Consider the following 12,563-nt stretch of genomic DNA (forward strand, 5'->3'; position numbering starts at 1 on the left):
TATAACTTTATCCCCTCGGGCGGTTATTCTCAAACCAATCCATTCTTTGGTTGCTGTCCGGAAAAGGTAGGCACCCCATCCCGGCAAAACCTCAACACGCAATCCTCTCATGGCCGGCTAAGACCCTGAGGACATCCTTCACCCAGGGGTCACCGCTCCTCGCCTCGAGCAGCGGCATGTTCTTCTTGAGCCAGGCCTCCGGGTTCCTCCTCGCCTCCCCTCTGAGGGAAGCCATGGCCGCCACGGCCGCCTTCTCGTCTGCCTGCCTCCTTGCGGTGACGTAGGATCCGAGTTCCCCGTTCTCCCTGAGCTCGATGATCTGGCACATGTGATCGGCGCCCTGTGGCCTCCGGCCCATGCCCCGCTTCTTGAAGCGGTCTGAGGCGAGCTTGTCCACGTTTGACTCGATGGCCCCGGGGGAGCGGCCTTCTTCTCCCGGCGGAAGCACGTCCTTCCAGTCGCGCAGCCAGGCGGAGAGGGAGGAGATGCAGGCGATGGCCTCGGAGATGCGCCTCCTCTTCCCCTCGTCGGCGGCTTTCTCCAGGTGTTCCTCGAGGGCGGCCACGACCTCGGAAGCCTTGCCCTCCTTGGTCGGGGAGAAGAGGCGGAAGGCCTCGCGGGAAAAGCCGAGGGCCCCGGTGAGCGACCTTGCCAGGTGGGAGCGGTCCAGCCGGGCGTGGGTGCAGGCGAAGAGTCCGGGGCCCTGCTTGAGCCAGGAGGACCCGTCCGAGGACCGGATGACCTCGCCTACCCTGGAGTGCTCGTAGACGGCGGCGAGATCGGCGCTCCAGCAGGAAAGGAAGGTGGCTCCGTCGGTGGCGGAGAGGCAGGTCCGCCTGCCCAGGGTTCTCCACTTGTCCTCCCCGACCTGTGACCAGCCCTCGTAGGAGATGCCCACCTTGAGCTCGTGCTTCCTCCTTTCTCCTGATTGTTTAGCTTTCACCCATGAATAATTGAGTGGCCTCTCCTCTTCTTCCTTCTCGGACCTGCCTACGAAAGAATTACAGCAACTTGACCTTGGGTTAATGGGGCCAGATCTCCAATCCGCAGTCACGAGAAACATCGGGGCCAAAACCTGCGGGCGCCGGAAGTTAACGGGGGCTTGAGATTGAAGATGCACCCTGAGTTTGTTGTGCTGGGGACAGGTTAGCATCCCCCTCCCAGCGCTTCGGCGTGTGCCGCACGTGTTCGATGCCGCTTGAGGCAGCATCGCCGCGCAGCGGGATCACCGATACGGCATCCCGCGGAAGCGACGGCATTTGATCTGACTGGGGGTCAGTGCAGCGCCGCGGAATCTTCCTGGATCGCCGTCTGGATATCGCCCCACGAAGTAGTGTCGTAGAACCACTGCCAGAAGGTGAAGGTCACCGTTTCTCCAGGGTCCACCGCTTCGAAGACCTTGTCGAAGAAGATGTTCGAGGCATAGGCGCCGCTGTCGTTGTCGTCCGGCCGGTACTCGGTCCCGTAGTTAACCCATTCGTAGGATGTTTGAGCAAGAGCGGGAGCCGAAAGGAAATAGCCGTACCTCGCGGGGACGGCCGCCTGGAATATCAAGCCCTGGGCGGCGAATACCCCTTGGTCGTAGGCGACCATCCAGGGTGCGGCCAGGGTGGACATGGCCACCGTTGACTCGACGGCCCGGTCGGAGGTGTCCCCGCAGTAGCGGCCCTCGTCATTCGTATCCCGGTCAGAGCCGATCCATTGCTCCCGGCCCCAGACCAGGGGGTAGGTATGGGTGGAGGAACCGTTGTTCACGAAGGAGAGTTCCTGTCGGATGTAGCGCCGTCCCGCGTAGAAGGTATGCGTCTTCGTCGCGGCGATCCCCGTATCCAGCTGTTGTTTCCATCCAGTGCCGGCGGTATCGTCGGAATGAACGGTGACCACGATGGAACCGTTATCCTCACTGGCGATATAGTCCATCCATTCCTGTTGTTTCCACTTGATGTCGTAGGCGTAGCTCCCGGAACCATCGTTGCGGGCGACGTTGTCGACGTGCACCGCGGTCCTCTCCATACAGTCGGTGGAGACATCGGGAGCGCCCGGCTCGTGGGCCCGGCTCTCCGCCTGCATGCCGGCATGCTCGTGTCCCCCACCGTAGACGAAGGTGGTCCAGTACCTGTTGGAGATCATCAGGCCGTTGTAGAACTCACGGTTTCCCATGTCCGCGGTGTTGACCCGGTCGTAGCGGGTGGCGAAGAGGTCGGTGTCGGAATCAAAAGTGATGTCGACGTCTACCTCCGTCGCCGACAAGGACGCCTTCTGCAGGTACAGGGTATGGAGGGCGGGTTCCCACCACCAGCAGTCGCCATTCGACGCGGCCGTGCCTTGCGCGACCGCGGTCCCGTCGTATTTCACGGTAAAGTTGCCGACACTCGAGGTCACGGGGTGGAAGGGTATGGCCACGGCCACGTTGCTCTTGGCCGATGCCGCGTGGATGACCAGATCGCTTATGGAGTAATCCCAATGGTCTCCGTTCCAAACCGGGTTGAAGTCGGTGTAATCGTAACCAGTCCCCTTGGAGCTCTTCCTCCTGGTCACGAAGGTGCTGAAACCGCCGGTGTCGGAATAGTAGTCGATGGAAGCGAAGCTCGGGCTGTCGTCCAGCTCCACCCTTACCGCGAAGGTGCCGGTATTTGGGTCGGCGCAACCAATACCGTAATTGGACCCCGGGTAGATCACCCCCTCGAAACGGCTGGCGCTGGCGTTCCAGCTCATCGGCGCATAGAAGATCTGCGCGGCGGGTGTCGTCACCTTTGCCCTGGCATAGGGATAATCAGCAACTTTCAAGGCGCTCAGGGTGGCATAGACGGGCACGGCTCCGCACCACCCGTCCTCGCTCTTGCCCAGGGACCCGGTGATGCCGGGGACCGGCTGCGGCGGGGCCTGTGAAAGGGCGACGATGCGCGCATTGTCCATGCCGGCATCCGGGACGGCCGAGGCCCCGCTCCACACCCTCAACTTAAAGGTATGGGCGGACGCAGAAAGGCTCACCTTCTTCGCCACGGCAAAGGACAACCTGTCAGTATCGTCCTTGAAACCCTTCTGCTCGTAGCCGACCGAGGTGCCGTCGGCGGTAAGGTCATAGTAACCGTTGTAGGCGGCCCCGTTCGCCTCATCGCCTCCGACAATCGCGCTGGCCAGGATGTAGTAGTCGTCCTGGGACGGCGGCGTGAACTGCAGCGAGGCTGCATCGTAGGGTGTTCCGCCTCCGTTGGTGACATAGCCTTCCGCCGACGTGTACTGACAAGAGAGCCCATTGGTAGAAAGCGGGATTGCGGTCACCCGGGCATTGCGCGCTTTGTGCTTGGTCGTCCCTGAATTGCAGGCTTGGATCTTCAAGGTGTGGGAACCCGCGCTCAGGTTGCTCACCGAAATCACGAAGTGGTCAAGGAAATCGGTGGTGTCCTTCGCCTCTGATATGGTCTCTCCCAGGTTGACCGCATCTATTAAGGTTCTCACCCTTATGCTCTGGGAGGAGGACAGGGCGTTGAACTCGGCCGAGGAGACGAGCAGGTAATCCCCCGCGGCATCGACGCTGAACGTCTTGGAGACGATATCCTGGTAGCTGGGGTAGGTAGTGCTGATTGTCTGTGTGCTCGCTGCCTCCTGGGTCGCGAAACTGCTCACAGGGATCGCCAATATCCGAGCCCGTCGGGCGTAGGCATAGGCGAACGCGCTCTCGCTCCGATACTGCAGTTTGATGGTGTGGCTGGCCGCGGTGAGGTTCACGACCTTCTGGGCAGCAAAGTGGTTGATGTATATGTTGGTCTGATCCGGTTCGCCAGTAAAGTCCGCGCAGGACGTGCCGTCCACGGTCATACGCGCCAGGACGCTGTAGGAGGAGCTGCTGCCTCTCAGTTCCGCGGTTCCGATGATGAGGTAGTAGCCCGGCACTTCCGGAGTGAAGGTCAAGACCGCCTTGTCCTGGTAAGAAGTCGAGCGCGTGGAGGATTCGGCCTCTGCCTCGGCATACTTTATGGTACTGGACGCGGCCTGGGCGCGGTTGTCGCCCGCCAGGAAAGAACACGGAAATTCCAGCAAAGATATGGTCAACACAAAGACAAGGATAACGAAAAACCTGGCATAACTGGGCTTTGAGCGCAGTTTCATGACCAACCTCCTGAATGAATCATGCGTCCTATCGTCAACCTATAATTCCGTGCCGACACACATCAAGAGATCTGTCCGGCTTCCCATATGCACTTCGCCTTCACAATATTCTACAACCAAGCGTGCAAATTGGCACCTCGCGAATTAAGAGGGTTGCTGTCCGGAAAAGGTAGGCACCCCATCCTGGCAAAACCTCAACACGCCATCCTCTCATGGCCGGCTAAGACCCTGAGGACATCCTTCACCCAGGGGTCACCGCTCCTCGCCTCGAGCAGCGGCATGTTCTTCTTGAGCCAGGCCTCCGGGTTCCTCCTCGCCTCCCCTCTGAATGAGGCCGCGGCCACCTCGGCCGCCCCATCATCTGCCCTCCTTCTCCTGGAGATGAGATTGCCCAGCTCCCCGTTCTCCCTGAGCTCGATGATCTGGCACATGTGATCGGCGCCCTGTGGCCTCCGGCCCATGCCCCGCTTCTTGAAGCGGTCTGAGGCGAGCTTGTCCACGTTTGACTCGATGGCCCCGGGGGAGCGGCCTTCTTCTCCCGGCGGAAGCACGTCCTTCCAGTCGCGCAGCCAGGCGGAGAGGGAGGAGATGTAGGCGATGGCCTCGGAGATGCGCCTCCATGGCGGGGGTCACGGCCATACCCCCCTTATCCCAGCCCAGGGCCTCGTCCAGGAGGAAGCGGCATCTTCCCTCCGCGTCCCGGTATACCTTCTTCCCACCCTCACCACCCCGAGGCGGGTGAGCACATCCCTCTCCCTTGCTCCCACCATGCGCAGTCCCTTGCCCCTCCGCTTCGCCAGCCTCCAATCCAGGTAGGCAAAGACCGCCTCGAGCATCCGCCGCCCCGGCTCAAACACGAGCCTTGCGATCTTCTCCTCGATCTCTTCGATGCCCTTCGCTTCGGAAACCAGACGTGGTACCACGGTTGTCAGGTTGAACATTTGGGAGATCACCCCTTTCTTCCTTGTTGAGTGGTTTTGGCAGGATGATAGGGTGGTCTTCAACCTTTTTCAAACCGGAAAGCGCCTACCGAAACGATACGGCATCCATTCTTTGCGCAGTCGGCGCCCGCGGGACGGGGGTCGCCGTGAGGATGTCCCGGGAGCGGTCAACGCGATGCCCGCCGGCACGTACCGGCTGGGCCGGGTTATTTCGCGTTGTGCGTCCACGCCTTGAAGCGCTTCGGGTCGCTCGCACCGTTCCGCATCGGCGACATCGGCGGTGCCGGCGCGAACCACCCTTTTACGGCGCGAGGACGAGGGGACGGCTTTCCCGGGTACGGTCTTGCTGGAGAGATACACGAGAGCGGCCGTTGCCTCGATGAAAACATGCGAAAAGCGCTTTCGTCAGAACATGAGGGTCTGCTCGAAAGCCGCTTCTTGCTCTGCCCCCTGGCTTCGGACACATGATGGACAGCGTAACGCGTCCTCCTTTATCGTAATGGTTGTCCGCGCATGTTCCGGCAACGGCTACCGGCAGGGAGGGTGAAGATGAAGGAATCGACGAAAAAAATCTTCCGGCTGCACGGTTGGAGGCTGGACCGAGCCGTGCACAACTACTTCTATTTCCTCTTCTACGACCTCTACGTGAAGGCGGCGCTCTATCTCACCAGGGCGGTGGTGGCTCTCTTCTCCCGTTTCGAGGCCACCAAGCACGTACCGAAGTTCATCTTCGAGCGCTACCACGCCAAGGTGCTTTCCCGCGGGGACGTCACCAAGATCCTCGACCTGGAGGAGTCGGTGGAGCTGGGGCCGGACACCACCAAGCGCATCATCCCCTTCCGTTACGCGAACAAGATCGTGCTGCGCGAACCCACCCACCTGGCGGTGATGGACTGCCCGTGCAAGCTGGAGATGGACGATCCCTGCCGGCCGGTGGCCTCGTGCATCGCCGTGGGAAGGCCCGTGGTGGACTTCTGGCTGGAGCATTGCGGCAAGTACCACGCGCGCAGGATAAGCAAGGAGGAGGCGCTGGCCATCATCGATGAATACCGCCGCAATGGCCACATCAACCAGGCCTTCTTCAAGGTAGCCACGGGTGGGAGCATGGGTGTCATCTGCAACTGCTGCCCGCGTTGCTGCGTGAGCATGCGGGCCACCGCCCTGGTCGGGCGCATCAAGGGGGCAGAGGGCATTTCCCAGTACGCCCCGTCCGGGTACACCGTGCGGCACGACACGGCGAAGTGCGACCTGTGCGGCACCTGCGTGCAGCGTTGCCACTTCGGGGCGGTGGAGATCGTGGGCGGGGAGCGCCGTTACCATCCCGAGAAGTGCTACGGTTGCGAACTCTGCGTGGAGGGGTGCCCGCAGGGGGCCCTTTCCCTGGTGCTCGAGGAGGGCGGCCTGCTGCCGCTGGACATGGACCGGGTGGAGGTTTGGCTGCGAGCGGACTCACACGGCGACCCGTAATCGGTCGAAGCGGCTAGCTCGATGACCCTGGCCCCCGGCGCTGAAGAAGCCCAGCGCCCGTGCCCGGAGGCCGTTATTCGCCCTTGCGCGGGCTGTAATTGAGGAAGCGCGCGTACTGGGCCTGGAAGGTGAGTCGCACGGGCCCGATGGGCCCGTTGCGGTGCTTGGCCACCTTGACGTCCGCCCGCCCCTTCAGCTCCTCGTTGTCCGGGTCGTAGACCTCCTTGCGGTGGATGAAGATGATGAGGTCGGCATCCTGCTCGATGGCCCCGGATTCCCTCAGGTCCGAGAGGATGGGTTCGCGGTTGTGCTTCTCGGGCTCGCGGGAGAGCTGGGAGACGGCGATGACGGGGATGTTGAAGTCCCTGCCGATCACCTTCAGCCCCCGCGAGATGGCGGCGATCTCCTGCACGCGGTTCTCCATGCGCCGGTCGGAGCTCATGAGCTGTATGTAGTCTATGATGACCAGCCCGATGTCGTGTTGCGACTTGAGGCGGCGCAGCTTGGAGCGCAGTTCCATGATGCCGATGTCGGCGCTGTCGTCGATGAAGATGGAGGCGGACGCCAGGTCGCCGGCCGCCTCCGAGAGGCGTTCCCAGACGTCGTCGTCCTTGAAACTGGACTTGAGTTTCTGGCTGTTCACGCGCGCCCTGGAGCAGAGCAACCTCTTTGCCACCTCCTGGGCGCTCATCTCCAGGCTGAAGATGGCCACGGGGATGCCTTCCTCCACCGCCACGTAGTCGGCGATGTTCAATGCCAGCGAGGTCTTGCCCATGGAGGGGCGGGCGGCGATGACGATGAGGTCGGAGGGCTGCAGGCCCATGGTCAGCCGGTCGAGGTCGGTGAAGCCGGTGTAGATGCCCGTGTCCTCCCCGCCCTCGGCGATCCTTTCAAGCTCCTCGAAGGTGTCCTCCATGACTTCCTTCATCAGCTTGACGTTGTCCTTCCTGCGGTGCTGCGCGACGTTGAAGATGATGTCCTCGGCCTCGTCCAGCGCCTCCATGATGTCCTCGGGAGCCCGGTAGCCCACGGCGGCCACCTTGCCCGCGGCCTCGATGAGGCGTCGGTAGGTGGCCAGCTTTGAGACCACCTCGGCGTAATACCTCGCGTTTGCCGGGGTGGGGACGGATGACATGAGGTTCACTATGTAGGGCCGATCCCCCACCTTTTCCAGGTTTCCCTGCGCGCGCAGGGATTCGGAGAGGGTCACCGGGTCCACGGGTTCCCCGGAAGCGAAGAGCTGCAGGGCCGCCCGGTAGATGATGGCATGGGCTTCCTTGTAGAAGTCCTCGGGCGCAACGATCTCTGATATCTCCAGGATGGCCTCCTGGGAGAGCAACATGGACCCGAGCACGGACTGCTCGGCCTCTATGCTGTGCGGCGGAAGCTGGTCGTGACGGTCAAACGCCTGGATAACCGTGCTCATGCCCATCTCCCCCCGTCTCGACTCGCGATCCTTCAGCGCATCATGCCCCGCATAGCGCCCGGGACCATGTCCGCATCCGGTCGATCTACTCTTCCGGCACCACCTTGAGGTGGACGATCGCTTCCACCTGGGGATGCAGTTTCAAACGGGCTTCGTGAAAGCCCAGGGTCTTGATGTGCTCGTCGAGATGGATCTTCTTGCGATCTATCTCCAGTCCCAGCTCCCTGTGGACCAGCTCGGCCACGTCGCGCGAGGTTATGGTGCCGAAGAGCTTCCCCCCCTCACCTGCCTTCGCGGCTACCTCGAAGGTGTGGCCCGAGATGGTCTGGGCGGCCTCCTCGGCTTTCTTCAACTCGCGGTCGGCGCGGGCCATCTTTTCCCTGGCCAGCTGCTCGGCCTCCCTGGCCTTCCCCTTGCTGTAGCGTACGGCAAGACCCCTGGGGATGAGGTAGTTGTTGGCGTACCCGTCCTTGACCTCGATGATCTCGCCGCGGTTTCCCAGCCCTTCCACCTGCGCGGTAAGGATAACTTTCAAGGCGCACTCCTCGTTTTCCAAGACCTCCGTCGCGTCAAGTATAACATCACTCCCGCGCGCGGAACCCGCCCGTCTCAGCTTTTTCACCCCGCGGGCCCTACCCGGCGCGATATCCCGCCGGAACCTACCCTTTCGCCCGGGCGCCCCTATCCGTGCGGCTTCACCCGGCTGGCCCTGCCTCGGTGGTCTCTTCCCCGGACGGACATCACCCGTCCGGCACCGCCCGCCGCTTCGCTACTTTATCTCTCCCTGGCGGGAGGTGTAGGGTATGAGGGCCATTTCCCGGGCGCTCTTGATGGCCAGTGCCAATCTCTTCTGGTGCCGGGCACAGTTACCGGTGACCCTGCGGGGACGTATCTTCCCCTTCTCGGAAAGGAATTTCTTGAGAAGGTTGGTATCCTTGTAATCGATGAAATCCATCTTTTCCGAGCAGAAGAAGCACACCTTCCTCCGCTGCTTGCGGGCGTAACCCTCGCGGGATTTCTTGTCCTGCTTGGCCGCGGCCTTCTTGCTCTGGTTTGAACTCATACCTCCTCCTGTTGCTATTCTACGTTCTCCCGTGCGTCGTGCAAGCCTTTCCCCGGCTTCCCCGCGGCGTCCCGCCCGGAAGCGCCCGGGTGCCTCGCCCCCGTGCGGCCGGCGCCGCCGGGAAGCCGTTTACGGACAGGCGCCGCGGGCCGTGAAGCCCGCGTCGCGTGCCCGTTTCCAGCGCGAGGGGTCGGGTAGGCCGGCGTCTTCAGTAGACTACCTCGTCCTCCACCCGGGGCTCGAGGTCCGCCGAGAACTCGTCCTCCGTGAGGTCGACATCCGGCAGGCCGCCTGCCATATCCTCGACGCGGTCGCGGCGCCCGAGAAAGACGATGCGGTCCGCCACGATCTCGATGGTGGTCCTCTTCTGGCCGTCCGCCCCCTCCCAGCTCCTGCTCTGGAGCCTTCCGGTCACGGCGACCTGGCGCCCCTTGCTCAGGTACTCCGCGCACTTCTCGGCCTGGTTGCGCCATACGATGACGTTGAAGTAATCGGTCTCCACTTCCCCCTGCTGGTTGGTGAAGTTGCGGTTCACCGCCAGGCGCAGGGTGCACACCGGGACGCCGCTCGGCGTGTACCTGAGTTCCGGATCCCGGGTGAGGTTGCCTATCAACACCACGCTGTTCAGACCGGCCATGACATCCTCCCTTGTCGCTCTTTCCGACTGACAGCTTCATTGTAGGACGCGGCAGTGACAGCCAGTCGGCCGGGGAGCGGGGCTAACCGCGATGGTCCACGCGGAATATCTTGTGGCGGAGGAACTCGTCGGTGATGGAAAGGATGCGCCCCAGTTCCTGCACCAGCTCCTCGCCGCCCTTGAAGGTGAGGACGACGTAGTGGCCTTCGCTCTCGTGCTTGATGGGATAGGCGAGTTTCCTTTTCCCCCAGACGTCGAGGCCGGTCACCTCCCCGCCATCGCGGGCGATGAGGCCGGTGACCCTTTCCTGCAGCGCCTCGTATTGCTCGGGCTCCAGGTTGGGCCGGACGATGTACATGAGCTCGTACTCGCGCATCATCACCTCCTGTGGTCTTTGCGGCCCCCGGACCGCCCGGGAGCAGGAGCGTTTCTCGCGCGCAAGTGGTAATTATAGCACCGCCTCCGCCACGAGGCGAGGGGCATGCGGTACCGTATCACCCGGGTCGGACATGCGGGGGATCGCCCCTTTCCTCCTGCCGGGTTGGCTTGTTTTGCCGGGAGGGCCGGGTGACCTCCCGGCCTCTTTCAAGCCGGAAAGCGCCTGCCGGGACGATGCGACATCCCGGCGCGCTTGCGCGGATCGTTCAAAGAATAGGTGGGGCGTGGGTGGGGCGTGCGGGCGGGACCCCGCGGTTGTGTGGTATGTTAGTGACGATGATACGAGCGAGGAGGTGCTGCCGTGCTCCTGAGGAATTACATGGAGGAGGTCGTGGATTCCACGATCGAGGAGATACTGGCACGGCGCGACGATGTCTGCAAGTGCGAACGCTGCAAGCTCGACATCAAGGCGCTGGCCCTGAATCACCTGCCGGCGAAGTACGTGGTGACGGACAAGGGCTACGTTTACACCAAGATAAACGAGCTGGAAACGCAGTTCAAGGCGGACGTCACCGTGGCCGTCACCAATGCCCTGAAGGTGATCCGCGCCAATCCCCGCCACGGGAACAAGGGCTGATACGGGCAAGAGAGCCGCGGAGAGGCTTTCACCGTCCCTTTACCTGCGAGCATCACGCGGTCACGCGGATAGAGGGTAGCGCGATGTCGGCGTCCCTGCGTGGAGCGGCGTTTGAGCGACGGGCAGCACGGAGGCCCTGAGATGAGGCTCGCCCTTTCCCACCCGATGGATGTCGGCACCTCGGAGGCCAGGAGCTTGCAGCAGAGGCTGCGGGAGAAAGTGATAAGCGACCGGCCTCTGGACCTCGCTCGAGTGGAAAAGGTGGCGGGGACGGACATCTCCTACCTGCGCGAGAAAAGGCTGGCGCTGGGCGCGGTGGTGCTCATGAGCTATCCCCGCCTGGAGGTGCTGGAGACGGCCACGTCGCGCGTGGAAGTGCTCTTTCCCTACGTGCCAGGCCTTCTCTCCTTCCGCGAGCTCCCCGCGCTCCTGCCGGCCCTGGAGAAGCTGGAGAGCGTCCCGGACCTCATCCTCGTGGACGGCCAGGGGATAGCGCATCCGCGCGGGTTCGGGCTGGCTTCCCACCTGGGGGTCCTGGCCGGGGTCCCCACCATCGGCTGCGCCAAGTCGCGGCTGCTGGGGGAGGCCGGGGAGCCGGGGCGGGATGTGGGCGACTGGGTGCCCCTGCTGCACGAGGGGAGGACGGTGGGCGCGGTGCTGAGGACCCGCGCCGGCGTGAAACCGCTCTACGTTTCGGTTGGACACATGGTAGATCTTGCCAGCGCGGTGGAGGCGGTCCTCGCCTGCCTGCGCGGCTTCCGTCTCCCGGAGCCCCAGCGCAGGGCGCACCTCCTGACGGAGGAGTTGAAGCGCGGGGAAAAGGCGCGGAAATAGCGCGGCGCGGCGGCGCCACGGGCTGCACGCCGTTCGCCGTACATGCGCTCAGTGCCGCGGACGCTTGACCACCCTGGCGGGCACGCCGCAGGCAAGGCAGCCAGGGGGGACCGAATCGAGCACCAGGGAGTGAGCGCCTATCACCGCCCCCGCGCCTATCTCCACGTTCCCCAGCACCGTCACGCCCGTGTAGAGGATGGCCCCGTCACCTACGCGGGGATATCCCTCCTCCCCGGGGTTGAAGGGAGAGCCGCCCCTGCCTCCCAGGGTCACGTTATGCAGGATCCACACGTCGCGGCCGATCTTCACTCCCCGGCCGATGGTCACCCCCGCCGTGTGCCAGATGTGGCACCCCGGGCCTATCTCCGCTCCCGGGTCTATCTCCGCCCCGGTGAGGAAGAAGTTGACGCGCGCCAGGAACTCCGGAAGCAGCCTCATGCCGCGCAGGTGGAGCCAGCGGTAGAAACGGTAGAGGAGGAGGGCCTGCACGCCCGGTTTCACCAGGAGGATACGCAGGGCCTCGCGCGGGCCGGCGGGGCCTCGCAGGGTCCCCTGCTCGCTGAAGAGGGTTTCGATGTCGCCGGCCAGCTCGCCACGCGGCAACCTCGCGATCGCCGCGGCGAGGAGCCGTCGCGAGACGTCCCGCATGCTTCCGGCGGTGCCTTCCGATCTGTCGCCGCCCAATCCCCACCTCCTGGCGAGACGTTCCTTCAGCCAGGCGCCAGCCTGCCGCGGCGGAACGCCCACTCGGGACGGAATCCGCCCTTGCTGGCCCGCAGCGGCCGGCCCCACGGTACGGGAAGCCGCAGCGCGGCCACGGCATGATCGCGACCACTGGCGACCACTAAGAGTTTACCACCCGTCGCTGTCCCGGGGCATGCAAAGAGGAAGAAACATGGGAATTCCTCCCGTTAGGAACCTGTCCCTCGGCCCCATCATCGTCCTCCCGGCGGTGCTGGGCGATGGATGCGGCGATGGTTGCGGCGCCGCAAGAGGCGACGTGGCCAACGGGTGGCGAGAAAGGCGACATCGAGAGGCGTCACGGCAAAGAGGAGATGCGACAGGAAAGG

General features: G+C 63.5%; 13 protein-coding genes. 3 read left to right on the forward strand and 10 right to left on the reverse strand.

Annotated elements, in window-relative coordinates; translation table 11 throughout:
* Positions 1–91: 91 nt before the first annotated feature.
* The 4 genes from H5T73_03745 to H5T73_03760 form a co-directional block, all read right to left on the reverse strand.
* A complete protein-coding gene (locus tag H5T73_03745) occupies positions 92–943 on the reverse strand; it encodes a UPF0236 family protein (GenBank protein ID MBC7246878.1) in 852 nt (283 codons plus the stop codon).
* A gap of 332 nt (positions 944–1,275) precedes the next feature.
* Entirely contained in the window at positions 1,276–4,053 is a 2,778-nt protein-coding gene (locus H5T73_03750) for a hypothetical protein (protein ID MBC7246879.1), read from the reverse strand.
* A 251-nt stretch (positions 4,054–4,304) separates the two neighbouring features.
* On the reverse strand, positions 4,305–4,610 hold the full coding sequence (locus H5T73_03755; GenBank protein ID MBC7246880.1) for a hypothetical protein: 306 nt from the start codon (positions 4,608–4,610) through the stop codon (positions 4,305–4,307).
* 129 nt (positions 4,611–4,739) lie between these two features.
* A complete protein-coding gene (locus H5T73_03760; GenBank protein MBC7246881.1) occupies positions 4,740–5,051 on the reverse strand; it encodes a hypothetical protein in 312 nt (103 codons plus the stop codon).
* Positions 5,052–5,600: 549 nt separating this feature from the next.
* Between H5T73_03760 and H5T73_03765 the strand changes: the two genes are divergently transcribed.
* Positions 5,601–6,518 carry a 4Fe-4S binding protein gene (locus tag H5T73_03765; protein MBC7246882.1) on the forward strand — a complete coding sequence of 306 codons (918 nt, stop codon included), beginning with the start codon at positions 5,601–5,603 and terminating at the stop codon, positions 6,516–6,518.
* A gap of 73 nt (positions 6,519–6,591) precedes the next feature.
* Here H5T73_03765 and dnaB read toward each other — a convergent pair whose 3' ends face one another.
* From dnaB to H5T73_03790, 5 genes are all read right to left on the reverse strand, one after another.
* Complete coding sequence (gene dnaB / locus H5T73_03770; GenBank protein ID MBC7246883.1) at positions 6,592–7,944, reverse strand: replicative DNA helicase; 1,353 nt, start codon at positions 7,942–7,944, stop codon at positions 6,592–6,594.
* An 85-nt stretch (positions 7,945–8,029) separates the two neighbouring features.
* The gene (gene rplI, locus H5T73_03775) at positions 8,030–8,479 is read right to left on the reverse strand and encodes a 50S ribosomal protein L9 (GenBank protein ID MBC7246884.1); all 450 of its coding nucleotides are present in this window, start codon (positions 8,477–8,479) and stop codon (positions 8,030–8,032) included.
* 234 nt (positions 8,480–8,713) lie between these two features.
* The gene (locus H5T73_03780; protein ID MBC7246885.1) at positions 8,714–9,007 is read right to left on the reverse strand and encodes a 30S ribosomal protein S18; all 294 of its coding nucleotides are present in this window, start codon (positions 9,005–9,007) and stop codon (positions 8,714–8,716) included.
* A 208-nt stretch (positions 9,008–9,215) separates the two neighbouring features.
* Positions 9,216–9,644, reverse strand: coding sequence for a single-stranded DNA-binding protein (ssb, locus tag H5T73_03785; GenBank protein ID MBC7246886.1), 429 nt, complete (start codon positions 9,642–9,644; stop codon positions 9,216–9,218).
* An 82-nt stretch (positions 9,645–9,726) separates the two neighbouring features.
* On the reverse strand, positions 9,727–10,020 hold the full coding sequence (locus H5T73_03790; GenBank protein MBC7246887.1) for a 30S ribosomal protein S6: 294 nt from the start codon (positions 10,018–10,020) through the stop codon (positions 9,727–9,729).
* 381 nt (positions 10,021–10,401) lie between these two features.
* On the opposite strand from H5T73_03790, the gene H5T73_03795 reads away from it, so the two are divergent.
* Together H5T73_03795 and nfi are read left to right on the forward strand one after the other, a co-directional pair.
* Complete coding sequence (locus H5T73_03795) at positions 10,402–10,659, forward strand: late competence development ComFB family protein (GenBank protein MBC7246888.1); 258 nt, start codon at positions 10,402–10,404, stop codon at positions 10,657–10,659.
* A 141-nt stretch (positions 10,660–10,800) separates the two neighbouring features.
* A complete protein-coding gene (gene nfi, locus H5T73_03800) occupies positions 10,801–11,493 on the forward strand; it encodes a deoxyribonuclease V (protein ID MBC7246889.1) in 693 nt (230 codons plus the stop codon).
* 48 nt (positions 11,494–11,541) lie between these two features.
* On the opposite strand, the gene H5T73_03805 is transcribed toward nfi, so the two are convergent.
* Entirely contained in the window at positions 11,542–12,177 is a 636-nt protein-coding gene (locus tag H5T73_03805; protein MBC7246890.1) for a serine acetyltransferase, read from the reverse strand.
* Positions 12,178–12,563: the final 386 nt, after the last annotated feature.

It is taken from the genome of Actinomycetota bacterium (assembly GCA_014360655.1).
Taxonomy (GTDB): Bacteria; Actinomycetota; Geothermincolia; order Geothermincolales; family RBG-13-55-18; genus JACIXC01.